At 59.4% G+C, this 25086-nt stretch carries 24 protein-coding genes; 10 read left to right on the forward strand and 14 right to left on the reverse strand.

The annotated features are described in order from the left end of the window. The first annotated feature begins 4 nt into the window (after positions 1–4). The 3 genes from PY650_RS27450 to PY650_RS27460 all read left to right on the forward strand — a co-directional run bounded on the left by PY650_RS27450 (position 5) and on the right by PY650_RS27460 (position 3002). The gene (locus PY650_RS27450; RefSeq protein WP_285882778.1) at positions 5–922 is read left to right on the forward strand and encodes a sugar kinase; all 918 of its coding nucleotides are present in this window, start codon (positions 5–7) and stop codon (positions 920–922) included. 124 nt (positions 923–1046) lie between these two features. Continuing rightward, a complete protein-coding gene (locus tag PY650_RS27455) occupies positions 1047–2153 on the forward strand; it encodes a glycosyltransferase family 4 protein (RefSeq protein ID WP_285882780.1) in 1107 nt (368 codons plus the stop codon). Between the two features lie 408 nt (positions 2154–2561). Next, positions 2562–3002 (forward strand): MarR family winged helix-turn-helix transcriptional regulator, encoded by a 441-nt coding sequence (locus PY650_RS27460; RefSeq protein WP_285882782.1) that lies wholly within the window; start codon positions 2562–2564, stop codon positions 3000–3002. 109 nt (positions 3003–3111) lie between these two features. Here the strand turns inward: PY650_RS27460 and der are convergent, their stop codons facing one another. The 3 genes from der to PY650_RS27475 form a co-directional block, all read right to left on the reverse strand. Continuing rightward, complete coding sequence (gene der, locus PY650_RS27465; protein WP_285882784.1) at positions 3112–4539, reverse strand: ribosome biogenesis GTPase Der; 1428 nt, start codon at positions 4537–4539, stop codon at positions 3112–3114. Positions 4540–4554: 15 nt separating this feature from the next. After that, the gene (locus tag PY650_RS27470) at positions 4555–5238 is read right to left on the reverse strand and encodes a tetratricopeptide repeat protein (RefSeq protein WP_285882786.1); all 684 of its coding nucleotides are present in this window, start codon (positions 5236–5238) and stop codon (positions 4555–4557) included. 100 nt (positions 5239–5338) lie between these two features. After that, complete coding sequence (locus PY650_RS27475; protein ID WP_285882788.1) at positions 5339–5920, reverse strand: NnrU family protein; 582 nt, start codon at positions 5918–5920, stop codon at positions 5339–5341. 200 nt (positions 5921–6120) lie between these two features. Between PY650_RS27475 and PY650_RS27480 the strand changes: the two genes are divergently transcribed. Next, positions 6121–7101 (forward strand): polysaccharide deacetylase family protein, encoded by a 981-nt coding sequence (locus PY650_RS27480; RefSeq protein WP_285882790.1) that lies wholly within the window; start codon positions 6121–6123, stop codon positions 7099–7101. 120 nt (positions 7102–7221) lie between these two features. Here PY650_RS27480 and sbmA read toward each other — a convergent pair whose 3' ends face one another. Continuing rightward, positions 7222–8487 carry a peptide antibiotic transporter SbmA gene (gene sbmA / locus PY650_RS27485; RefSeq protein ID WP_285882792.1) on the reverse strand — a complete coding sequence of 422 codons (1266 nt, stop codon included), beginning with the start codon at positions 8485–8487 and terminating at the stop codon, positions 7222–7224. A 422-nt stretch (positions 8488–8909) separates the two neighbouring features. Here sbmA and PY650_RS27490 point away from each other — a divergent pair, with 422 nt between their 5' ends. Next, positions 8910–9506, forward strand: coding sequence for a PadR family transcriptional regulator (locus PY650_RS27490; RefSeq protein ID WP_285882794.1), 597 nt, complete (start codon positions 8910–8912; stop codon positions 9504–9506). Positions 9507–9509: 3 nt separating this feature from the next. Here the strand turns inward: PY650_RS27490 and map are convergent, their stop codons facing one another. The 9 genes from map to glpK all read right to left on the reverse strand — a co-directional run bounded on the left by map (position 9510) and on the right by glpK (position 17649). Next, entirely contained in the window at positions 9510–10262 is a 753-nt protein-coding gene (map, locus tag PY650_RS27495) for a type I methionyl aminopeptidase (RefSeq protein ID WP_285882796.1), read from the reverse strand. A gap of 555 nt (positions 10263–10817) precedes the next feature. After that, on the reverse strand, positions 10818–11330 hold the full coding sequence (locus tag PY650_RS27500) for a GNAT family N-acetyltransferase (protein ID WP_285882798.1): 513 nt from the start codon (positions 11328–11330) through the stop codon (positions 10818–10820). Positions 11331–11393: 63 nt separating this feature from the next. Next, positions 11394–11807, reverse strand: a complete 414-nt coding sequence (locus PY650_RS27505) for a DoxX family protein (RefSeq protein WP_285882800.1) — start codon at positions 11805–11807, stop codon at positions 11394–11396. A gap of 201 nt (positions 11808–12008) precedes the next feature. Then, the gene (locus tag PY650_RS27510; RefSeq protein WP_285882802.1) at positions 12009–13265 is read right to left on the reverse strand and encodes an RNA polymerase sigma factor; all 1257 of its coding nucleotides are present in this window, start codon (positions 13263–13265) and stop codon (positions 12009–12011) included. After that, complete coding sequence (locus PY650_RS27515; RefSeq protein ID WP_285882804.1) at positions 13262–13636, reverse strand: YciI family protein; 375 nt, start codon at positions 13634–13636, stop codon at positions 13262–13264. Before PY650_RS27515 ends, PY650_RS27510 begins: the two co-directional genes overlap by 4 nt. 56 nt (positions 13637–13692) lie before the next feature. Then, on the reverse strand, positions 13693–14661 hold the full coding sequence (locus PY650_RS27520; RefSeq protein WP_285882806.1) for a S66 peptidase family protein: 969 nt from the start codon (positions 14659–14661) through the stop codon (positions 13693–13695). 51 nt (positions 14662–14712) lie between these two features. Further along, on the reverse strand, positions 14713–15120 hold the full coding sequence (locus PY650_RS27525; RefSeq protein WP_285882808.1) for an OsmC family protein: 408 nt from the start codon (positions 15118–15120) through the stop codon (positions 14713–14715). Between the two features lie 45 nt (positions 15121–15165). Beyond that, complete coding sequence (locus PY650_RS27530; protein WP_285882810.1) at positions 15166–15975, reverse strand: membrane-anchored protein; 810 nt, start codon at positions 15973–15975, stop codon at positions 15166–15168. Positions 15976–16143: 168 nt separating this feature from the next. Then, on the reverse strand, positions 16144–17649 hold the full coding sequence (gene glpK, locus PY650_RS27535; protein WP_285882812.1) for a glycerol kinase GlpK: 1506 nt from the start codon (positions 17647–17649) through the stop codon (positions 16144–16146). A gap of 233 nt (positions 17650–17882) precedes the next feature. On the opposite strand from glpK, the gene PY650_RS27540 reads away from it, so the two are divergent. From PY650_RS27540 to PY650_RS27560, 5 genes are all read left to right on the forward strand, one after another. Further along, entirely contained in the window at positions 17883–18659 is a 777-nt protein-coding gene (locus PY650_RS27540; protein ID WP_285882814.1) for a 3-hydroxybutyrate dehydrogenase, read from the forward strand. A gap of 170 nt (positions 18660–18829) precedes the next feature. Next, positions 18830–20299 (forward strand): xanthine dehydrogenase small subunit, encoded by a 1470-nt coding sequence (gene xdhA, locus PY650_RS27545; protein WP_285882816.1) that lies wholly within the window; start codon positions 18830–18832, stop codon positions 20297–20299. Positions 20300–20302: 3 nt separating this feature from the next. Further along, positions 20303–22639 carry a xanthine dehydrogenase molybdopterin binding subunit gene (gene xdhB, locus PY650_RS27550; RefSeq protein ID WP_285882817.1) on the forward strand — a complete coding sequence of 779 codons (2337 nt, stop codon included), beginning with the start codon at positions 20303–20305 and terminating at the stop codon, positions 22637–22639. A gap of 2 nt (positions 22640–22641) precedes the next feature. Continuing rightward, a complete protein-coding gene (gene xdhC / locus PY650_RS27555) occupies positions 22642–23487 on the forward strand; it encodes a xanthine dehydrogenase accessory protein XdhC (RefSeq protein ID WP_285882819.1) in 846 nt (281 codons plus the stop codon). A 263-nt stretch (positions 23488–23750) separates the two neighbouring features. Beyond that, the gene (locus PY650_RS27560) at positions 23751–24668 is read left to right on the forward strand and encodes a LysR substrate-binding domain-containing protein (RefSeq protein ID WP_285882821.1); all 918 of its coding nucleotides are present in this window, start codon (positions 23751–23753) and stop codon (positions 24666–24668) included. A 7-nt stretch (positions 24669–24675) separates the two neighbouring features. Here the strand turns inward: PY650_RS27560 and PY650_RS27565 are convergent, their stop codons facing one another. After that, the gene (locus PY650_RS27565) at positions 24676–25008 is read right to left on the reverse strand and encodes a hypothetical protein (protein ID WP_285882823.1); all 333 of its coding nucleotides are present in this window, start codon (positions 25006–25008) and stop codon (positions 24676–24678) included. Positions 25009–25086: the final 78 nt, after the last annotated feature.

Below are 25086 nucleotides of genomic sequence, written 5' to 3' on the forward strand. Positions count from 1 at the left end.
CGTCTTGGGCGGACATTTTCTATCGATCGGCGAATGCATGGTGGAGCTGTCGCAGGCCGAAGACGGACACCTGCGCAAGGGTTTTGCCGGCGATACCTTCAACACGGCTTGGTATGCCCGCGCGTGTTTGCCTGACGACTGGTCCGTCCACTATTTCACTGCGCTCGGTGACGACGCCATGTCCGACGAGATGCTGGATTTTATGAGGGCACATGACATCGGCACTTCGAACATTGGCCGTCTCCGCGGCAAGACGCCCGGCCTCTACATGATCAACCTGAAGGACGGCGAGCGCTCCTTCAGCTATTGGCGCGACAATTCTGCCGCCCGTCAGCTCGCAGCCGACGGCGACAGGCTGCGCACCGCGATCGAAGCTTCCAACGTCGTCTATTTCTCCGGCATCACGCTGGCGATCCTGACGCATGAAGACGCCGAGACGCTGCTCGCCGAACTGCGCCGCGCCAAAGCCGTCGGCAAGCTGGTGGTGTTTGACCCCAACCTGCGCCCGCGCCTCTGGTCGAGCTTCGACGCCATGCACACCATGATCGGTGAAGGCGCCCGCGCCTCGACGCTGGTCATGCCGAGCTTCGACGACGAGGCCTCCCATTTTGGTGACGACTCGATTGCCAGCACCATCCGCCGCTACCGGCAGCACGGCGCCAATATGGTCGTCGTTAAGAATGGTGCCGAAGGTGCGACTGTTGGCACCGATGCCGGCGAAACGCTCGTTCCCGCGGCCAAGGTCGAAAGTGTCGTCGACACGACCAGCGCCGGCGACAGCTTCAATGGCGCGTTCCTTGCGCATTATCTGGAACATGACGATCCCGTCGCAGCCGCCCGTTTCGCCGCCAAGATCGCCGCCAAGGTCATCCAGGAACACGGCGCTCTGGTGGCGCCGGAAAAGCTCCAGACCACGAAATAGACGCTGTAATATTTCCATCATGGACACCCCGCACAATAGATCAGGCGCGGGAATCATCTTTGCTGCACCGTATTTGGTTGTGCCGACACTATGATAGTGCGGTGCGGATGGAACTTTTTTGGATATGTTGCAGCGCTTGTCGGACATCGATCACAGAGCATGGGCTGAAGCGGCACCCCCGATCGCAACGCCGGAGCGCCTGCTCATCGTTAGCGACGCATGGCATCCGCAGGTGAACGGCGTTGTCCGCTCCATCGAAAACACCAACCGCGAACTGGCGCGCATCGGTGTTGATGTCGTCATGATCACGCCGGAAGGCTTTCGCAGCGTCCCCTGCCCGACCTATCCGGAAATCCGCCTGTCGATCGCAAGCTACCGCAAAGTTGCCGCCAGGATCGAAGCAGCCCGGCCAACCTATGTGCATATCGCCACAGAAGGACCGCTCGGATTGACGGCCCGGCGCTGGTGCCTGAAAAACGGCATGCCGTTTTCGACCAGCTATCACACCCGCTTCCCCGAATATGTCGCGGCCAGGCTGCCGATCCCGCAAAGCTGGCTCTACGCCTTCGTCAGATGGTTTCACAATGCCGGTTCCGGCTGCATGGTGGCAACCCCGAGCCTTGCCAATGAGCTCAAGCAGAAGGGCATCCACAATCTGCTGCCCTGGAGCCGTGGTATCGACGCGACGCTTTTTCATCCGCGCCCGCTTGAGGACAATCCTTTCGGCCTGCCCCGCCCGATTTTCATGACCGTTGGACGGGTGGCGCTCGAAAAGAACCTGCCGGCCTTCCTCGATCTGGATTTGCCCGGCTCAAAGGTCGTCGTCGGCGACGGACCGGCACGCGCCGAACTGCAGAAACTTTATCCGAGCGTGCACTTCCTCGGCTCGAAGTTTGGCGAAGCGCTGGCGCATGCCTATTCGCAAGCCGACGTTTTCGTCTTCCCGTCAAAGACCGACACTTTCGGTAATGCCATTTTAGAGGCATTGGCGAGCGGTGTTCCCGTCGCTGCTTATCCTGTCACCGGCCCCGCTGACATTCTTGGCGGCAACGATGCGGCCGGTGTCGTCGACGTAGATCTGGCCAAAGCCTGCAGAGCAGCGCTTTCCTCTTCACGCCAAGCGGCCCGCGCCCTCGCGCTCAACTATTCCTGGGAAGCTGCCACGAACCAATTTATCGGCAATGTCCGCCTCGCCAATCATCGCGGCCGGATGCTGGTAGGAGACCCCTGAACGCAGGCTTGCCTTGTCCGTCGGCCATTGCCGCGCACCCTGCAGGCGCGTAGGAATTCAATATTGCCTTCAACCTCATAGGTGGCGAGGAACGCAGTGCCGGCGGCTGCGTTAGTTATGAGCATGTGATGGCCACCACCTTATGCAATCTTCAACGTCGTCACCCGCCACGGGCTGGGGACGGCTAAGGTCGACATTGAATTCCGCTGCCCATCCCGCCACATAATGAAAAGCGGCATATGCTGGCGGGCCATGGGTTAGCCCCCAGAGCAGGGTCGGCGCAGTTCTTGCACCACCACGCAGGACTGCTTTTCGACAAAATTGCGAATGTGCATAGCTGTCATGCATTTTTATGTATACGATTATTTATCGCACGACTTAAGTGCAGTGGCTTACGGAGTGTTAGAGATGACAGACGACCCTTTGAAACTGGACACTTTCATATGCTTCGCCCTTTATTCGGCGAACCACGCGATGAACCGGCTATACAAGCCCATGCTCGATGAGTTGAACCTCACCTATCCGCAATATCTCGTGATGGTGACATTGTGGGAAGAGGACGACCAGACCGTCGGCAATATCGGTGAAAAGCTCTTCCTGGAATCGAGCACGCTGACGCCGCTATTGAAGCGCCTGGAAGCGGCCGGTTTCATTCAACGTACCCGCAGCAAGGAAGATGAGCGACAAGTGTTGATTCGCCTGACGAGCCAAGGCGTGGCCCTGAAAAAGAAAGCCGCTTTCATTCCCGCTTGCATCCTCGACGCATCGGACAGCACGGTAGACCACTTGACACGACTGAAGGCAGAAATCATCGCGCTGCGCGAAGCGCTGATGAAGAACGCGGCCTGAACCCCTATGGCAATTCCAGTAAAAGTGCGAGAGGGTTTTCTGTCCGGAATGCGTAAAACAACGGGATAGAGCGGGAAAGCGATTCCGTGAAAGGCGTTCGGCCTGACCGTTACCGCTTCTTTTTAGTCTCGTAAGGGTTTTCCGACGAGCGGAAATGAATGCGGATCGGCACGCCCGGCATGGTGAAATCTTCACGCAGGCCGTTGATGAGATAGCGCACATAGGATTCCGGCAGCGCATCCGAGCGGGTGCAGGAAATCATGAAAGCCGGCGGCCGCGCCTTCACCTGTGTCATATATTTCAGCTTGATACGCCGGCCGGAAACCGCCGGCGGCGGATGCTGAACCTGCTGCGTCTCCAGCCAACGGTTGAGCTTGGCGGTGGACACACGCTTGTTCCAGACTCTATCGGTATCGACGATCGCCTGCATCAGGCGATCCAATCCCTCGCCTGTCTGGCCGGAAATCGGTACGGCGCGGATACCGCGCGCCTGCGGCAGCAGCCGATCCGTCTTTTCTCGCAGGTCGGCAAGCACAGCCTGGCGATCCTCGATCATGTCCCACTTATTGAAGGCAAGCACGGCGGCGCGGCCCTCGCGGACGACGAGATCGACGATCTGCAGATCCTGCTTCTCGAAGGGAATGGTGGCGTCGAAGACAATGACCACGGTTTCGGCGAAACGAATGGCGCGCAGCGCATCGGCGACGGAAAGCTTTTCCAGCTTTTCGATGACCTTGGCCTTGCGGCGCATGCCGGCGGTATCGAACATCTTGATGGTGCGGCCGCGCCAGGTCCAGTCGACAGAAATCGAGTCGCGGGTAATCCCGGCTTCCGGACCGGTCAGCAGCCGGTCCTCACCGAGGAAGCGATTGATCAGCGTCGACTTGCCGGCATTCGGGCGGCCGACAATGGCGACGCGAAGAGGCCGCGTCTCGTCATAGGCCGGCTCTTCGTCGATTTCTTCACCGTCTCCGCCGACCGCAGGGCGTGGAATGCTGACATTCGTCTCCGCCTCGTCATCCCTAGGCGGAAAGGCGCGCTCATGCCCAAGCGCCTCGACGATGGCATCGCGCAGATCCATCATGCCTTGGCCATGTTCGGCAGAGATCGGGCAAGGTTCGCCAAGGCCGAGTGTGAAGGCATCATAGAAACCGCTGTCGGAACCGCGCGCTTCCGACTTGTTGGCGACGAGCACTACCGGGCGGCCGCGCTTGCGCAGCATTTCGGCCAGCGCCTTGTCGACATGCGTCAGGCCCATCTTGGCGTCGACGACGAACAGCGTCAAATCGGCCTCGTCGATCGCTGCTTCCGTCTGGGCGCGCATGCGGCCTTCCAGCGTCTCCTCGTCGGCTTCTTCGAGACCGGCGGTATCGACAATGCGAAATCGAAGATCGACCAGTCGTGCGTCGCCGGGTCGGCGGTCGCGCGTCACACCCGGCGTATCGTCGACAAGCGCCAGCTTCTTGCCAACCAGACGGTTGAAAAGAGTGGACTTACCGACATTCGGGCGACCGACGATCGCAACCGTGAAACTCATTGAATGATCTACCCTTTAGCCTTTTGCAACCGGAGCCTTGCCGGACGCAGTAATGAGGTCGAGCAGCATCTGGGCGCGGTTGCCGACATTGCGCGGGCTTTGAGGATCGTCGACGATCGCCTGGAACCATTGCCGTGCCTTGGCGAAATCGCCGGCTTTGTAGGCGGCAAGACCCAGCACGTCACGTGCGGAATGCCGGAAAGCATTGGCCGGCACGGCCAATTCCTGAGCCTCGGCCGCAACTTGGTCGTAAGTGCCGGTGTCGACGAGCAGATAAGCCGCGCGCAGGCGAGCCGCATCGCGGATAACGGTCGGAACGCTGGTCTCCTTGCCGATGGCCGAGAAGGCCGCAATCGCGCCGGCCGTATCGCCCTTCTGCGCCTGCAGCGTGGCGGCACGCATCCGTGCGAGCAGCGGATAGGAACCGCTGCCGCTCTTCTCGATCGCCGCCAGCGCGGCCAGCGCTTCGTCCGTCTTGTTCTGGTCCGCCAGCGTCAAGGCGGAGATGAACTGATCGCCGCTGCTGCCGGCCTGGCGACCTGACCAATAGTGATAGGCGCTATAGGCAGCCGTGCCGAGGACGATGAGCACGGCACCGCCGATGATGAACCGGCCAAAACGGCGCCATACGAACCGCAACTGGTCCGAACGCAGTTCCTCGTTCACCTCGCGGATGAAGCTATCGTCGTTGAATGCCATTCTCGTCTCCGGCTCAGGCCAAATTATTCCAAAGAGCTTATGGGTAGTGGGGCCTTCTACTCCATTTTGCGGCCGTTGTAAGGGGGAATGGCAGAAATCGTCACATAACGAGCGGTGAAACCCCGATAATCCACTCGTGCAGCTTCCAAATGATCAATCCCCAGACGACGATGCCGATGATGATGGCATAAAGATCGTATTTCGCCGAAACGAAAGGTCGCAGCGAAATTTCACCGGCGCGCTCACGTCGCTTGAACGAAATGCGGAGAATGACGCCCCAGGCCAAGAAGGCGGCAAAGAGCAAAATGGCAGCGCCGTCGCCATTGGAAAGCAGATGCGCAAGGGCCCAGATTTTTACAGAGAGCACCATGGGATGCTTGGCTCTGACCGCGATATGCCCCGCCGGCAGCAGCGAGGCGACAAGACAGATCAGCGCAAAAAGCATCAGCAGGATGGTGATATGGCTCATCCAGATCGGCGGAGACCAGATGGGCGTTTGATCCCTCGCCCGCCCGAAACCGTATATTAGCAAAATCAGCGTTACGATGCTGGCGATCGAATAACCGATCTTCCAGCCAGGCTCGCCGATCTTCGAAACCATCGAGCTGCGGAAACCAGGTACCAGGACGCGGATCAGGTGGATGCCGAGGAAAAGAACAATGCCGAGAATGAGCAATGACATGAGTGAAATCCCGTTGGTGTCTTGTGAACACATCAGTACTGACTATGGCGCGAAATTGCCAGCGAGACCGCAGCTTTGCCGCATTTCAACGGCAGGGAAGAGCCAAACCTAAGGCATGATCCCGAATCGAAGATCCGCAGAAAAAAACTGTAACTCGGTTTTCGGATCAGGGCATGCTCAATCAAATAATCTAGGTGTCCATGTTTCGTTTAGTCTCTTTTGCCTCCCTCGCCCTTTCCCTAGCGCTTCCCGTTGCGGGTAAGGCCGATGAAAAACCGAAGCAGCTTGTGATGATCTCCTTCGACGGGGCGCATGACAATGCACTATGGACGAAGAGCCGCGAGATCGCTTCACGCAACGGCGCACACTTCACCTACTTCCTCTCATGCACCTTCCTGATGAACCACGATCAGGCCAGGGCTTATCAGGCGCCGGGACAGAAGGCCGGCAAATCGAATGTCGGTTTTGCCAAGAGCGAGGACGACGTGCGCACCCGCATAGCCAATATCTGGGGCGCGCATCTGGAAGGCCATGATATTTCCAGCCATGCCTGCGGCCATTTCGACGGCAAGGCTTGGACAGCAGCCGACTGGCAGCAGGAATTCATGAATGCCCGCGTGGCGCTGCGCGACGCCTGGAAGAATGTCGGCGAAGGGGAAAAGGAACCGGCAGGCTGGCAAGAGTTTGCAAACAAAGACGTCAAAGGCTTCCGCGCACCATATCTCTCGACCAGCGACGGCCTGGTGCCGGCCGAAAAAGCCATGGGATTCCAGTACGACGCGAGCTTGGTGACCCGAGGTCCGATGTTGCCGCAAGTGGTCAACGGCATCTATCGCTTCGGGCTGCCGTTGATCCCCGAGGGCCCCGACCATCATCTGGTGATCGGCATGGACTATAATTTCTATATCCACCATTCCAAGGGCGTCGAAGACAAGGCGGATTCCAAGTCCTTCGAAGACCGTACCTTCGACGCGTTCGAAGCCGCCTTCGACAAGCAATATAACGGCGAACGCATCCCGCTGCAGCTCGGCTTCCATTTCGTCGAAATGAACGACGGCGCCTATTGGCGGGCGCTGGACCGCTTCGTCAGCGACGTCTGCCACAAGGACGGCGTCGCCTGCGTCAGCTATTCCGAAGCGCTCCCGCTGATTGCGATGCGGGCAAAGCCGCAGCAGGGCTGAGCCACCTCTATCGATCCAGGCCAGGCACCTGCACCTGAAGCTGATGGCGTTGAGCCCGACCGCATCGCCGATAAATGACTAGGCCCCTAATTGAAAAGGCCCCGTCTCCGGAGCCTTTCCTCATGCATCGACATTCTCGTTGACTGCCAATTTCTCAAGATAGTGCTGCTCGATCGACGGCAACGGGGCGTCGCCAATGGCAGCTTCGAAGGCACGCAGACGTTTATAGATCGACAGCAGCTCGATGATCGTCGTCCACGAGCTGACCAGATATTGGAACGAGCCGCGTACCTGGTCGAAGACGTTGGTAATCTGCGTCATCAGGCCGAGCGTCAGCCGGCCGGCGACGATGGACGGAACGAGGACGATGAAGCTGAAGATATTGTCCGCCTGCGAATAGAAAATGCGCGCGACGTTGAAATAGGTGTAGTGGAAATAGATGCGGAAATAATTCTTGCGCACATTGGCGAACAGTTCCGCGACCGTCGGCGGCGCTGCACGGTCTTCATTGTCTTCGCCGTAGACGAGCTCCTTGCGGTAGGACGCTTCCACCCGCTGATTGATGAATTGAAGACCCGGCAACTTGATACCCACGATCGCCAGGAAAAAAGTTCCGAAGAGCGACCAGAAGATCGCCGCCCAGACGAGCGCATGTGGAATATTGCCGACAAGCGGCAACTCGGTGATGTTCGCGCCCAGGCGGAAGAGTACCGGCAGGAAGGCGACCAGGGTCATGATTGAACCCACGAAGCTCACACCGAGGGACTCAACCGTCGAGGAGAAACGCATGGTGTCTTCCTGCACGCGCTGTGCCGCACCTTCGACATGTCGCAGCTTCGTCCAGTTGGCCATGTAATAGTCGTTCATCGCCGTGCGCCAGCGAAAGACCCAATGGCTGACGAAAAACAGGTTGAACACGCCGACGGTGACCGCAACGAAGGCGATGGCGGCGAAGACCAGCATGTCGAGATAGAATTGCGAAGCCGGCACGGAGCCGACGGTTTGCAGCGCTTGCTGGACGAGATTGTAGAACGGTCCGTACCAAGCGTTTACGGCAACGCTGACTTGCACCTGGAAATAGGTGTTGAAGATGATTAGCGCCGTCCCGAGCACAGACCAATATTGCCAAGGATGCGGACTATAGTTGAACCAGAAGGCCGCAAACAATGCGACGGTGACAACGTAGTAGATGTAGAACCACAGGAATGGCGCCGACCAGAATACCGAAACGCCGACGGTGGCCTCCTGCCCTTCCGCCAACGGCGGCAGGCCGATATAGGCGCCGGCCAGTTCGCCGCCGAAGTACCAAAGAAGTACCGCAGCAAGCGACCAGAGGGCTGCCGAGATGAAAAAAGGTTTCGGCTTGGGGAAGAAAGATAAGAACACGGGTAGCGCAGCTTTCTTGATTGGGTTCTCGGACCGCAATGACGTTTATTCGCGGCGAACCTAAGGCAGTTCTAACGGCGCGGCAACCGGAACGGCGCATTCTTACAGAGATGTAATCGCTTATCCCTAGATCGTGATGCGATTATTCAGCCGCGATTTCCAGTTTTAGAAGGCGAAACTGTCGCCGCTGTGGGATCTGACAACCCCTTTTCAGCAAAAATTCAATGCTCCCTTGCAACGACATATCTTACGATATATATCTTACGACATGACCAACGATATAAATCCTCATCATCAAAGGAGATTTACCCATGAGAGGCTTTAGAGATCGCATCTGCGGCGATAGCTTTGACACCGTCGAGGCATATATCCTACGACACGGCGAACGCCGTGATTCATACGGACAGCATAGGAGAGACTTCATGAGGGGCTTCAAGGGCGGCATGTTCGGCGGCGGGTTTCGCACCGGCCGGAAATTCGATGCCGCCGATCTGCAGCTCATCATTCTCGCCCTGCTTTCCGAGCAGCCGCGGCATGGCTATGAGCTGATCAAGACGCTGGAAGAACGTTCCGGCGGTTTCTATGTGCCGAGCCCCGGCGTCATCTACCCAGCCCTGACCTACTTGGAGGAAACCGGCCTCGCCGAAGTCGAAGCAAGCGGCACCAAGAAGCTCTACCGCATCACCGAAAGCGGACAGAAGCGGGTCGAGGAAAACCAGGCGCTGGTCGAGACGACACTGGCCAAGCTTAGCGCGATCGGTGAAAAGATGGCGCATGTCAGGCGAGTCTTCGGCGGCGAGGATGCCGGCGACGACGAAGGGCGCGACAGCCCCTTCGGTCGCGATGCCGGCGACGTGCACCGCGCCCGCCACCTTCTGCGCTCCGCACTTCGCTCGAAGTTCCCATGGACCAAGGACGAAGGCGCACGCATCGCGGCAATACTCGAGCGTGCCGCTGCAGACATCATACGTGGCGAAGTAAAGGCCGAAAAAACCCCGAAGGCCGACGACGAAGGCTGAGCCTCAATTATCAGGCAATGTCAGGATCATCGGCCCATTGCGGGTGGCGACGACCGTATGCTCGAACTGGACCGTTGCCGCGCGTGGCTCGGCATAGAGCGTCCATGCGTCGTCGCCGCCTTCGGCCCAAGTGGCGCCAAGCGACAGAAACGGCTCGACGGTGAAAACGAGACCGTCCTGCATGATGCGGGTCTCGTCGGGATCCGCCCAAGTGGACACCTCCGCCGGCTCCTCATGCAACGAACGGCCGATGCCGTGGCTGGCAAGATTGGCGATCAGCGTATAGCGGTTCTTCTGAGCGAAGGCACCGACGGCGTGACCAATCTTCGAGAAAGGCGCGCCGCTGCGTACCTGGTTCAGACCGACCCAGAGCGCCCTCTTGCCGTCACGGCAGAGACGTTCGACCTTGGGCTTGACCGGCGGGACCGCAAATGACGACCCGGTATCGGAGAAGAAACCATCCTTCTCTGCGGAAACATCTAGATTGACAAGGTCGCCTGCCCGGATCACCCGCGGACCAGGGATACCATGGGCCACTTCCTCATTGACGCTGATGCAGGTGGCGCCGGGAAATTTGTAAACAAGTTCCGGCGCCGAGCGGGCGCCGGCATCGTCCAGCACCTTGCGACCAATATTGTCGAGTTCCAGCGTGGTAATGCCCGGCTCAAGCGCCGCAGCCATCGCTTGTATGGCGTTGGCGCAGATGCGGCCGATCTCTTTCAGCTTGGTCAATTCGTCGTCGTTCGAGATGATCATTCAAGGCTTCCAGCTGGCGTGCGCACGCCCCGCAGACTGTTGAGGCGGAGGCTCAAGCAGTCGCTTTCGCCTCTCCTTTTTGTTCAGTCAATGCCTTTCTGACAATCGGCGCGACTTTCGTTCCGTAAAGCCTAGGAACCTTCGACCCAGGGATTGATGATATGAATATCCAGTCCCAGAAAATCGCGGACATTACGAGTGACGAGCGTAAACGGTGAGCGGCAGCGATAGATCCGATAAATGCGTGGCGCCAATGCCTGGGATGCGTGGCCACGGCCTCATCAACTGACAATATGCCCGTGCCGGATAGCCTTCACCTTATCGAACCAGTCTCGCAGGATTTTGGCTTGCAGGGATCTCGCCGCTCAAGTGCAATATCCCGTTTTCAATTTCAATAAGCGAGATGACGGACGCATAAAAAATGTCCGGTGCGATGGCAGCGAGCCACCGGGCAAATACCGGATTGGCTTTTCCGTTGGCGAGCTTTCTAAGCTCCGAAATCAATATCTTGCTCGCTGCTTCGGAATCGATCTCAGAAGCCTTTGATGTTGAACATCAAAGACGTGGATCATCGGCCAGCAGTGCAAAGCGTTCATGATCGCACCAGACGCCGCCGATCCTCAGATATTTCGGCGAGAAGCCTTCTTTTCGGAAACCGAGCCTTTGCACCAAGGCGATGGAGGCATGGTTCGCAGGCTGGATATTGGCCTCCAACCGGTGCAGGCCGATATCGTCGAAACCATGGGCGATCGCCAGACGCAGTGCCTCGGTCATGAACCCTTGACCGGCAAAGGCCACCATGCCGTGGTAGCCGAGGAAGGCGCTGCGGAAGCCGCCCCAGACGATCTGGCTGATATTGACCACCCCGACAATGCCGCCTTGCTCGGCGTCGCGCGCGACCAGACCGACATTGGATCCCGTCACTGTCTGCCCGAACCAGAGATCGAAGCCATCCCGGTCCACGAAGGGATGGGCCCATGGCGCATGGTAAGAGCGGCTTGCGACATTCGCCGCAATCAGTTCGCCGGCGTCCGATTGCCGGACCGGTGCAATAGTGACTTGCGGCATGGCTCGCTCCACGAACAGACGAGGGAGCCGAGCCATATCAAATCTTATCCAAAATCAATAGCCTTAGCGCAAGAACGGAATCATTTTACGAACACCTTCATAGCGTAGGTAAAGTCCGCCCCAGGCGATCACGCCGAGATAGAGCCCGAAGAACTCATGCGAGAACACCGGGCTGCCAACCCGGAGATGTGTCGCAATCCCCCCGCCGAAAAGGCCGGTGAGGAGGATCGCCCCGAGAACCGAAGTCTGCGGAATGGCGTAGAGGACGGCGCAGCCGAGCGTAATGACGCCGAGCAGCCGCGCGAAAGCCGGATCGCCGGAATAGCCGAGCCCTGCCATTGTCTCTGTAACCACAGGCAGAGGAATAAGCTTGATCACGCCGTCGAAAACAAGAAAGGCGACAATCAGGCCGCTAAGGATCGTGCCAGCCACACGCTGAACCCGTGAGCTGGACGATGAACCCGTCACATAGGACATTGTTGTATCCCCCGGAATTTAAACAGAAATTCAGATCTTCTGCGCCAGCGCCATGAGAATGATGCAGGGTGAAAGCTCGTGGCGCGCATTCTGTCTGGTCATGGTCGTATTCCTCGCTTTCGTCTAAAACGGCCGGATCGGCCTCAATCTCAAGGACGGTGACCGCAGCCTCTTCCCGACATGCAAGAACGGATTTTTCGATTATTTTGCAATTGCCGGTCGATCCACGCTCAGGCGGTCGAGTTGATGGCGGATATGAGCAGCTTCGGCGGGCGAATGGGCAAGCGCGATTGCACGGTCGAAAGCTACGTGCGCCTCGCGCGGCCGGCCCAGCTGCGCAAGCAGGCCGCCCCGAAGCCCGTGAAAGTAAAAATAGCAATCGAGTTTATCCGCCAGCGGATCGACCAATGCCAGCGCCTCTTCCGGCCCCTTGAGCTTGGCTACAGCAACCGCGCGGTTCAAAGTGACGACAGGGGATGGATGCAGCCGCTCCAGCGTCTGATAGAGCAAATCGATCTCCGACCAATCCGTATCCTCGGCCCGCTTGGCCCTGGAATGCAGCGCAGCGATCGCCGCCTGAAGCTGATAGGGTCCGGGGCGGCGGTGGCGGATTGCCTTGTCGAGCAGAGCAAGCGCTTCATCGATCAATTTGCGGCACCAGAGCGACCGGTCTTGGTCCTCCAACAGGATGATCTGGCCGTCTGCATCGAAACGGGCCGCATTTCGCGAGTGCTGCAAAAGCATCAGCGCCAACAGGCCCATGATCTCCGGTTCCGCCGGAAAGAGGCGCAGCAGCAGACGAGCGAGCCTGATCGCCTCATCGGCAAAGGCAGATGACTCGCGCCCGGGGCCGCCTGCGGAATAACCCTCGTTGTAGATGAGATAGACCATCGCACTGACGAGCGCCACGCGTTCTGCCCGCTCGGCCGCACCCGGCGTCTCGAAAGGCACACCGGCGGCGGCAACACGCGCCTTGGCGCGGGTGATGCGCTGCTCCATCGCGCTTTCGCTGACGAGAAACGCGCGAGCGATCTGCGCCACCGAAAGGCCCGAGACGACACGTAGCGCCAGCGCGATCTGTTGCGTCGCCGGCAGCTCGGGGTGACAGCAAATGAACAGCAGCCGCAGAATGTCGTCACGATAGTTGGAACCGTCGAGCCGCTCGGCAAGATCGCTTTCGGCGTCGCCGGTATCGGAGATCGCCTCCTCTTCCGGCAAGCCCTGCGTCTTCGACTGTTTGCGCACAGCGTCGATGCCGCTGTTGCGGCCGACAAAGATTAGCCAGGCGACGGGATCGCGCGGCGGCCCCTTGTCTGGCCATGTTTTCAATGCCCTGAGGCAAGCCTCCTGAAATGCCTCCTCGGCAATATCCAGATTGCGGAAATACCGCAACAGAGCACCGAGCACCTGCGGCCGGGCATTGGTGAATGCGATATCGATCCAGGCGAGATCGGTCATGTTGCCATCGTCCCCGGTCTAAAGGCATGAAGCGGGCGGATTTCGTAAGAGCCGGCGCCGGGATTGGCGACAGCCAGTTTCTTTGAGAATTCAATCGCTTCGTCAAGCGTCTCGAAGTCGATGACGTAGAAGCCCAGCAATTGTTCCTTCGTCTCTGCGAAGGGTCCGTCCAGGATGAGCGGCTCGTTCTTGCCCTTGCGTAGCGTCGTTGCGGCCGTCGTCGGCATCAGTCTGGCGACGGGGCCGAGCTTGCCGGCCGCGCCGAGCGGCGCCTGCACCGCGAGCAATCGGTCCATTGTCGCCTGCTCCTCTTCCTTGGACCAGGAAAACACCGTGTCTTCGTCGTTATAGCACAGGATCGCATAGAGCATGAGAATGTCCTTCTTTTCTAAAGACGAGGAGATATCGCCTGTACCGACAGGCCGCGTCAAAAAATTATCGATGCCGGACGCCGTGCACCGCCGCGCCGGACGATCAGCGTCCCCGCCTTCGCATCCATGACAGCGACCGCGCCGACCGGCACGCTCAGCGGGCTATGCCCGTGCCCCAGCGGCAAGCCGCCGAGCACCGGCACGTCGAGCGCATCGAGATGTTCGCGCAGGATATCGATGACCGAGAAGCGGCGATCGAATTCGAAGCGGGTGAACTGGCCGACCGCAACGCCCGCCAGGCCGCTCAAATGCCCCGCCTTGCGCAACATCGTCAATTGCCGATCCACCTGCCCGCGAGACATGTTGACGGCTTCAAGCAACAGGATGGCGCCGTGCATATCCGGCAAGGCCCAGCCGGCTGCCGTCGCGATCATATCGAGATTGCCGCCGATCAGGCGGCCGTTGGCCGTGCCCTCGGTGGTCAGGCAGGACGTCGGTTCGTTCAGGCGCGAGCCGATGACGATATCCTCTGACGTCATCAACGCCCCACGAAGGGAAGCGCTGGTTTCCATGCTGACATCCTGTTCGCCCTCACAGACAAAAAGCGCGCCGTGGATACCGACCTGCCGGCAGTGCTTCCACAGACTGAGATGCAGCATGGTAATATCGCTGAAACCGACGAGAAACTTCGGATCGCGCCGCGCTGCCCCGAAATCCAGCCCGTCGGCGATACGATAAGACCCCTTGCCGCCGCGTGTGGTAAAGATTGCCCGAACCTTGGGATCACGGAGCGCGGCGTTGAAATCGGCCAATCGTTCCTCATCCGTCCCGGCAAGATAATCGTGTTTGCAAAAAGCATGCTCGCCGAAATCGACGTTCAGTCCCCAGCCCTTCAAAATCTCAGCCTGGCGCAAAACGAGATCCTTGTCAGGCGAACTTGCGGGCGAAACAAAAAGGACTTTATCGCCGGGCCGGAGCAACGGCGGCAGAACGCAATCGGCGTCGGATTGGTCTGATGATTCCATGTCCGGATTTTGGCACGGAAAGACGATGGGCGTTAGCCTCCCGTTGCACGCCTAGGCGACCGCCTCGACAGTGACCGGAACTCCCCTCCTCAGCGAATTGTGGACCATGCATCGCGCCCTGGCCTCGGCGATCACCGGCTGCGGATCGGAGCCGTCCGATGTTTCGCATGACACCGTCAGCATCGCAGCTTTGGTAAATGACAGATCGCCTTCCAAATCGACACGCACGGAGATCGAGATTTTTACGAGCTCGACACCCATCTCGGCGGCGACATAATAAAGATCGTTGCAGAAACACCCGCCGATCGCCAATCCCAGTAGCTGCGCGCCATTGAAACCAAGCCCCTGCCCGCCGGCCCGGCCTTGCGGACGATCGACGACGATGGTGTGGCCGCCGGCCCAGCCCAACGCCGCTTGTGTATCTTCGACATTGCGCAATTCAACCGTTACAGACACCATGGCCGATCTCCTCATTCGACCGTAAGACGAAGAATGATCGGATGATCAACGCAGCGACGCAGTCAAGAGACCCACGCCTTTTGAAGCCGATCCCGCTACCTTTTCAGGAGTTTGAGATCCCTGCCGGGCAGGTGCCTTGCCCTCCCACAGCGGCAATCCGAGGGATTGCGATACGGCCGGATCGGCCGTAAAGATCGGATAGTCGCGTTCCACCAACCGAAGTAGAATTTCCCTGTCCCGTTGAATGTGCAGCCGGGCCAGATTGATCTGATTATAGACATGTCCACCGGAATCCGGGTTGATGCCGGTAATGATCACCGCAGTCGCGCCGTTATAGAGCGCGAAGAGCACGGCATTGATCCCGTTCGAACATTTGTCGTCGGCACCCAGTTCGCTGCATTTAACACCGCCGACCCGATCCAGAAGCGCCATGCGCTTATAGCGATCGACGATTTCAAGATGGTCGTATCGGTAGTCGAAGGCTTTCAGCCCGTTCTCCAGCCGCTCTCGGCTTTTTCGCCAGAGCAGCACATAAAGCTTCTTCGTCCGCTCGCCGTTGAGCACGCGGCGCACTTCGACGGCATTCGTATTGGTCCCCTCAATCTGATTGAACTGAACGAACGTGACATCCGGCGCCTCGACACCCCAGGTCTTCGTCACGACCTGAGAGCCATTGATGGTGATGACCTTGAAGGTCTCGTCGAAATCAACAGGTTTGTGCGAAACCGGCGCCGAGCCGACCACGATAACAGGGCCGGAAAACCTCTCGTCGAGCGTCGGAGGCTTCGGCCTGGAAAGCCAATACTTTACGCTTCGATAGACGTGTCTTTTAAGATCGATGTACGTAGCAGCCATGTTTCGCCTTAGATTTCTTGAAGGCGTCTTCCCCAACATAGTTGAGCCAACAACATACGATTCAGCGATATCTGTCGTTGAATCGCTCCTCGGCTGACTATCGCTGTTAGATGTTATATTAGGAAAATAAAGAAATCTTACGCACTCTAATCTTTGGTGAGCTGCATCTCATCCCGCCTGCTCGGTGCTCAACGTCCGTCTTACTGCGTCGCGCCATCCCTTCAACTTCATCGTTCGCGTCTTCTCGTCCATGTCCGGCTCGAAACGTCGGTCGCGCGCCCAGGCCTTGGCAAATTTCTTGCGGTCCGGCCAGACGCCGGCGCGGCTGCCGGCAAGCCAGGCGGCACCGAGCGCGGTGGTTTCCAGGATGATGGGACGGTCGACCGGCGCATCGAGCAGGTCGGCGAGCCGCTGCATCGTCCAGTCGGAAGCAACCATGCCGCCATCGACGCGTAGCACCGTCTCCCGGCCGCTGCCATTGCGCCAATCCTTATGCATGGCATCCAGCAGGTCGCGTGACTGGTAGCAGACCGCCTCCAGCGCGGCGCGGACGATTTCCGCCGGACCGGTATTGCGCGTCAGCCCGAAGATTGCGCCGCGCGCATCCGGATCCCAATGCGGCGCACCCAGGCCGGTGAAGGCCGGCACGAGATAGATCTCCTGCATCGGATCGGCCTTTTGCGCCATCCCGTCGGAATCGGTAGCCCGCTTGATCGCCTTCAGTCCGTCGCGCAGCCATTGCACGGCGGCCCCGGCGATGAAGATCGAGCCTTCCAGCGCATAGGTTGTCTCGCCGTTCAGCCGGTAGGCGATTGTGGTCAGCAGGCGGTTTTTCGAGCGCACCATGTCCGTGCCGGTGTTCAGCAGCGCGAAGCAGCCGGTACCGTAGGTGGATTTCATCATGCCGCGCTCGAAGCAGGCCTGGCCGATGGTGGCCGCCTGCTGGTCGCCGGCGACGCCGAGGATAGGGATTGCCGCTCCGAAGATCGATTGGTCGGCAATCCCGAAATCAGCGGCGCAGTCCTTCACGTCCGGCAGCATCGCGGCAGGAACGCGCAGGATATCGAGCAGCTCCTCGTCCCACGCATTGGTGCTGATATTGTACATCAGCGTGCGCGAAGCGTTGGTCGCGTCGGTGACGAAACTCTTGCCGCCGGTCAAACGCCAGATCAGAAATGTGTCGACGGTGCCGAAGCACAGTTCGCCCTTGGCGGCCCGCGCACGAGCGCCCTTCACATTGGCGAGCATCCAGGAAAGCTTCGTGCCGGAGAAATAGGGATCGAGCAAAAGGCCGGTGCGGCGGGTGAAGAGCTTTTCCAGATCCTGCCGCTTCAGCTTCTCGCAATAGCTCGCGGTGCGGCGGTCTTGCCAGACAATGGCATTGTGGAGCGGCTTGCCGGTCATGCGATCCCAGACCACCACGGTTTCACGCTGGTTGGTGATGCCAAGAGCGGCAATGTCCTTGGCGGTGATGCTAGCGGCCTTGATCGCCTTTTTGACGGTCGAAACGACGGAAGCCCAAATTTCCTCCGGATCGTGCTCGACCCAGCCGGGTTTCGGATAGTGCTGCGCGAACTCCTGCTGCTCGACGCCGGCGACCTTCATGTTGCCGTCGAAAACGATCGCCCGCGTCGACGTCGTACCCTGGTCGATCGCCAAGACATAACCGCTCATGCATCCCTCCCGAATGTTCTGGTTCCAAATCAACAGATACGGCAGCAAAACGAATGTGAAAAGAAAGCGAAACGAAATTTTTTGCCGAGAGCGCCTTATTCCAGCTCGCGCATATATGAAGCGAACTGTCGCAAAACAGTCTTGCTGCGATGCGATTGCCATATCCGCCGGTTTGGGACTAACCTCAATCCGCTATTGCGCTGCAACAAGACGCGCTGTCCAGGGAGAAGAGCATGGCAAGAACAGTCGTTGTCACAGGTTCAACAAGCGGTATCGGCCTCGCCATCGCGACCGCCTTCGCCGCCAAGGGTGATAACATCGTCCTCAACGGCTTCGGCAAGCCTGAAGAGATCGATACCATCAAAAACACGCTCGAATCGTCGGGCGGCGGCAAGGTGATCTACCATCCAGCCGACATGACCAAACCCGCAGAAATCGCCGACCTGATCGCGACCGCCAATTCGACCTTCGGTAGCGTCGACGTCCTCGTCAACAACGCCGGCATCCAGCACGTCGAGAAGATCGAGGACTTTCCGATCGAGAAGTGGGACCAGATCATCGCCATCAATCTCTCTAGCTCCTTTCACACGATCCGCGCCGCCATTCCGCTGATGAAGGCCAAGAAATACGGCCGCATCATCAACATCGCCTCGGCTCACGGCCTCGTCGCCTCGCCCTTCAAATCCGCCTATGTCGCGGCAAAACATGGTATAATGGGTTTGACCAAGACGGCAGCGCTCGAACTTGCCGAATTCGGCGTGACGGTAAACGCCATTTGCCCCGGCTACGTCTTGACGCCGCTTGTCGAAAAACAGATCCCGGATACCGCCAAGGCGCGCGGCATGACCGAAGAGCAGGTCAAGAATGAAGTCATTCTCAAGGCCCAGCCCACGCACGAGTTCGTCAAGGCCGAGGAAATCGCAGCATTGTCGATCTATCTTGCCAGCGACGATGCTCGTCAGGTTACCGGCACACACGTCTCGATTGACGGTGGCTGGACTGCGGAATAACCATAGACGGTCGAGCATGATCCCAGAAGCTGCGAAGCATTTTTCGGACGGGACTATGCTTCAATCGAACAAACGCAATGAGATGACAATTCGACAAGAAGTTATCTCGTTCCAAGGCCGGATGCGTTGGGCGCGTCCGGCCTTGAAAGAACAAAATAATTGGGAACGACATGAACGATAGCATCCGCTTTATCCTCAACGGCGAGGATATTTCACTTTCCAGCTTGCGCCCGACCGAGACGCTCCTCGATTTCCTGCGGCTCAACCGGCACCTAACGGGCACGAAGGAAGGATGCGCGGAAGGCGATTGCGGCGCCTGCACCGTTCTGGTCGGCCGGCTGATCGATGGCGGATTGCACTACGAAACGGTCAATGCCTGCATCCGTTTTGTCGGCTCGCTGCATGCCACCCATGTCGTCACCGTCGAACATCTGGCCGCCAAGGATGGGACGCTGCATCCGGTACAGCAGGCGATCGTCGACGCTCACGGCTCGCAATGCGGCTTCTGTACGCCGGGTTTCGTCATGTCGCTCTACGGCCTGTGGCTTACAAGCGAAAAGCCGAGCCGGGCGCAGATCGAAAAATCCCTGCAGGGCAATCTCTGTCGCTGCACCGGCTATGAGCCGATCGTCAAGGCGGCCGAACAGGTAAGCCAGACGCGCCCAAGTGCTTTGTTCGATCCTCTTGAAAAGACCAGAGCCGATATCATCGCCCGCCTCTGGGCCATCCAGGGTGGCGATACCATCACCATTACCTCGGGCGTTGATCGCCTGATCGTGCCGGGCACGGTCGCAGCCCTCGCGAAAGTTTTGGCCGACGAACCGACGGCGACGGTCGTTGCCGGCTCCACCGACGTCGGCCTCTGGGTGACCAAGCAGATGCGCAAGCTCGATCCGGTCGTCTTCATCAACCATCTGACCGATTTGCAGAAGGTCACCATCGAAGACACCGGTCTGACCATAGGTGCCGGCGTCACCTACAGCCAGGCCTTTGCAGCCATGGCGGAAAAGATCCCGGCGATTGCAAGCCTCATTGACCGCATCGGCGGCGAGCAGGTTCGCAATATGGGCACGATCGGCGGCAATATCGCCAACGGATCGCCCATCGGTGACACGCCGCCGCCGCTGATCGCGCTTGGCGCCACCATCAAACTGCGCTCCGTTAACGGCGCCCGCACCTTGCCGCTTGAAGACTTCTTCATCGACTACGGCAAGCAGGACCGCAATCCCGGCGAATTCGTCGAAAGCGTCTTCGTTCCCTACCCCGCCGCAGGCACTCATTTTGCCGTCTACAAGATCTCCAAACGCCGCGACGAAGATATTTCGGCGCTCTGCGGCGCTTTCCATCTGATGTTGGACGCGGCCGACAACGTCGCCGATATCCGCATTTCCTTCGGCGGCATGGCCGCCACGCCGAAGCGCGCGCGCACGGTCGAAGCCGAATTGATCGGCAAGTCCTGGACAGAGGAAACGGTCACAGACGCCCGCGCTGCCTTCGATGCCGACTACACGCCGCTCACCGACTGGCGCGCCACCGCCGAATACCGGCAGCTGACCGCCAAGAACCTGCTCCTGCGCTTCTATCTGGAGACGGCCGGCGCGCCGCAGGAATTGAAGCGATTTGCAACGGTGGAGGCTTGAACCATGGATAAATCCACCTTCGAAGAACGCAAGGTCATTAACGGCTCGATGCATGGCGCGCTGAAACACGACTCGGCGCACAAGCACGTGACGGGAGCCGCCGACTATATCGACGATCTGCCAGAGCCGGCGGGCCTGCTGCACGGCGCACTCGGCCTTTCCGACCGCGCCCATGCCGAAATCGCCGGCATCGATCTCTCCGCCGTGAAAGCCTATCCGGGCGTCGTCTGGGTGTTCACCGCCAAAGACATTCCCGGCGTCAACGACACCAGCTCCAACGGCATGCATGATGAGCCGCTGCTCGCCGAAACCAAGGTCGAGTTCCACGGTCAGCCGATCTTCGCCGTTATCGCCGAAACCCGCGATGCGGCTCGCCAGGCAGCAAGGCTCGCCAAGATCGACTATCGCGACCTGCCGCATTGGAGCGATATCGACGGGGCGCTCGAAAATGGCGCGCCGTTGGTTTACGAGCCGATGACGCTGAAGCGCGGTGAACCGGAAACCGAAATGGCCAATGCCAAGCACCGTATAAAGGCGCAAATGCGCATCGGCGGCCAGGAGCATTTCTATCTCGAAAGCCACATCGCCATGGCGATCCCTGGTGAAGACGACGAAGTCGCCGTCTGGTCGTCCACCCAGCATCCGAGCGAAATCCAGCACATCGTCGGCCATGTGCTCAACATCCCGTCCAATGCCGTCACCGTCAATGTACGTCGCATGGGCGGCGGCTTCGGTGGCAAGGAGACCCAGGGCAACCAATTTGCGGCGCTCGCGGCTGTTGCCGCCAAGAAGCTCGGCAGCGCCATCAAATTCCGCCCCGACCGCGACGAGGACATGGTCGCCACCGGCAAGCGCCACGACTTCCTGGTCGATTACGAGATCGGCTTCGACGATGATGGCCGCATCCATGCCGTCGATGCGACCTATGCCGCCCGCTGCGGCTTCTCCTCCGACCTTTCCGGTCCAGTCACCGACCGCGCCTTATTCCACGCGGATTCGAGCTATTACTACCCGCATGTCCACCTCGTCTCGAAACCGCTGAAGACGCATACAGTGTCCAACACCGCCTTCCGCGGCTTCGGCGGCCCGCAGGGCATGGTCGGCGGCGAGCGGTTCATCGAGGAGATCGCCTATGCCCTCGGCAAAGATCCGCTAGAGGTTCGCCGTCGGAATTTCTACGGCCAGCCGGGTTCCGGCCGGACGCTAACCCCCTATCATCAGGAGGTGGAGGACAACATCATCCACCGTATCGTCGACGAGTTGGAAGAGACCTGCGACTACCAGGCGCGGCGCAATGCCATCATCGAGTTCAACCGCTCCAGCCGTTTCATCCGCAAGGGTATTGCGCTGACACCGGTGAAATTCGGCATTTCCTTCACCATGACCGCCTTCAACCAGGCCGGCGCGCTGGTTCACATCTATCAGGACGGATCGATCCACCTGAACCATGGTGGCACCGAGATGGGCCAGGGCCTCTACACCAAGGTGGCGCAGGTCTTGGCCGACAGTTTCCAGGTCGATATCGACCGTGTGAAGATCACCGCGACGACGACCGGCAAGGTGCCGAACACATCGGCGACCGCGGCCTCCTCGGGCTCCGACCTCAACGGCATGGCAGCCTTCGATGCCGCCCGCCAGATCAAGGAGCGGCTCGTTGGCTTCGCGATCGAGAAATGGGGCGTTGCTGCCGAAGACGTACAATTCCTGCCGAACCGGGTGCGGGTCGGCGATATGGAAATTCCCTTCCCTGATTTCATCAGGCAGGCTTATTTTGCCCGCGTGCAGCTTTCCGCCGCCGGCTTCTATAAAACGCCGAAAATCCATTGGGACCGCAAGGCCGGCCGCGGGACGCCCTTCTACTATTTCTCCTATGGCGCCGCCTGCTCCGAAGTGTCGATTGACACGCTGACCGGCGAATATCTGATCGACCGCACCGATATCCTCCACGATGTCGGCCGTTCACTGAACCCGGCGATCGATATGGGCCAGGTCGAAGGCGCCTTCGTGCAGGGGATGGGCTGGCTGACGACCGAAGAGCTTTGGTGGGACAACAAGGGACGGCTGCGCACGCATGCGCCCTCGACCTACAAGATCCCGCTCGCCTCCGATCGGCCGAAGATTTTCAACGTCCGCCTCGCCGAATGGTCCGAAAATGCCGAAGCCACGATCGGCCGATCCAAAGCAGTCGGCGAACCGCCGTTCATGCTCAGCATCTCCGTACTCGAGGCCTTATCCATGGCCGTCGCGAGCGTCGCGGACTACCGCATCTGCCCGCGGCTCGATGCGCCGGCAACACCTGAACGGGTGCTGATGGCTGTCGAGCGGCTGAAGGGGATGTGACCATGGCCATCCGCGAAGTGCTTTCCGGTGTGATACCCAGGAGCGACTTCCGCGCATTTCTCGCCACGCACCCCTCCTCCATCCTTATCGAGATCATCGCAACGCAGGGCTCGACGCCACGCGAAGCTGGAACTTTCATGTTCGTTTCCGAACATGCCATCTGGGGCACGATCGGCGGCGGGCAGTTCGAATTCCTGGCAATCCAGAACGCCCGGGAATTGCTTTCGGGTCATGGCGTGGAAGCTATGGACATACCGCTTGGCCCGGAAATCGGCCAATGCTGCGGTGGTCGCTCCCAACTGCGCTTCCAAAAAATGACGACGCAACTGCGCGAAGAACTCGAAGCCAAACGGGCGAGTAAAGCAGAACATCGACCGGAGACCTATCTCTTCGGCGCGGGACATGTCGGGCATGCATTGGCCGGCGCACTCGCGCCCCTGCCGCTTTGCGTGACGGTGGTCGAGACCCGCAAGGAGGAGTTGGCAAACCTGCCGGCGGAGATGAAGACGGTGCTGTCGCCCATGCCAGAAGCGCTGGTGCGGGATATGCCGGCAGGCTCGGCAGTCGTCATCCTGACGCATGATCACGCCCTGGATTTCCTGATTGCCAAGGAAGCGCTCTGTCGCACCGATCTTGCCTATGTCGGCATGATCGGCTCGGCGACCAAGCGCGCCACGTTTTCCCGCTGGCTTGTGCGGGAGGGCGGCGACAAGGCCTCGCTTGACCGGCTCACCTTGCCGATCGGAGGCAATTCGGTGAAGGATAAACGTCCCGAGGTCATTGCCGCCATGACGGCCGCCGAGCTGCTGACGGCATTCGCGGCCTACCGCATTCGATCATCCTCGTAATGCGGCTCGCGCCCATCGAGAAAGCCAAGATCGCGCTTGAACCGGTCCGGCATCTCATCGAGATCAAGGCGGGGCGAAGGCGCGGTGCGTCCTTTGAAGACCTGCGCAAATGTCTCCAACATACGGGCTAAGACAGACGGCCTTGCAGCATTCATTTGCTGCTCGACGGCACAATAATTCATGACGGCACCTCAATTCAATCGATGATATTGATTGCAGTGTGCCGCCAAAAATGCTGAAATTCCAATCGAACAACCGTCTGTATGCATAAAGAGAACTTATCCATGAAGCTCTCGAAACAGTTCCCGCTGAATGCGTTGCGGGTCTTTGAGGCCGCCGCCCGGCACGGCAGCTTTACGCGCGCCGGTGAGGAGCTCGGCATGACGCAGACGGCCGTCAGCTATCAGATCAAGCTTCTGGAGGAGAATGTCGGCGAGCCGCTCTTCCTGCGCCGCCCGCGTCAGATTGCATTGTCCGAGGTCGGTGAGCGGCTGGCGCCGAAGGTAAGCGAAGCCTTCGCCATGCTGCACGAGGCGATGGCTTCGGTCAGCGGCGGCGCCGAAACCACGCTCCTCATTCATTCAACGCCGACCTTTGCATCGCAATGGCTTGCGCGCCATCTCGGCTCGTTCCAGTTGGAGCATCCGAATGTCGCCGTGCGGCTCGCCACCTCAGACGCGCTCATCGACTTCTCGCGCGAGCCGTTCGACATCGCCATTCGCAATGGGCGCGGAACTTGGCCGGGATTGCGCGCGCATCTGCTGATGAAAATGAACTTCACGCCGATGCTCAGCCCGGCGCTGGCCACCAGCATCGGCGGCGTCCATACGCCGGCCGATCTCCTCAAACTTCGGATCATCGATGCCGGTGACCCGTGGTGGGCGCAATGGTTCGAGGCGGCTGGAATTCCAGATCCCGGCCTGCAGGGCCGGCCGAGAAGCAGGCTTGGGGCGCAATCCTTCGAGGCGAGCGCCGCCATCGCCGGACAGGGCGTCGCCGTCCTGACGCCTGAATTTTATGCGGACGACTTAGCTGCTGGCAGGCTTATCCAACCCTTCGATATCCTCTGTAACGACGGCACGAACTATTGGCTCGCCTATCCCGAAAACAGACGTCACACGCCGAGAATCCGTGCCTTCAGGAACTGGATTCTGGGCGAGTTCGGCATGCCCCTGGAGTGAGCACCGCTCAATAGGACATATCCGGCGCATAGAAGCAGCGCGGCGTGTTCTCGTCCGGGAACAGACAGAGGTGATAGGCTCCGTCGGGCGAGCGCATCGTCTTGCGCTGCGGCAGCGTGAAGATATGAGCATGCGTCACATAGCGATGATCGCCGGGATAGAGCGTAATCCGATAGCCGCCCGGGATAACGGTAACCGTGCGCGAGGGGATCATCTCGCAATCGCCCGTCTTGCTGTCGCCGTTGCAACAATATGGATCGTAGGTCCAGCCGGAGGGCGCATCGTGCGCCATGGCAGAGGATGCAAGAAGGAATAGTGCAAACGCCAGTATACCACGCATGGGCAAATCTCCGACGGTACGGCACGCATGTGGGGGGCTTCCCAGCCCGCCTATCACCGACGACACTGAAAAAAAGCG

The sequence above is a fragment of the Martinezella calliandrae genome (assembly GCF_030272695.1).
GTDB lineage: Bacteria > Pseudomonadota > Alphaproteobacteria > Rhizobiales > Rhizobiaceae > Rhizobium > Rhizobium calliandrae.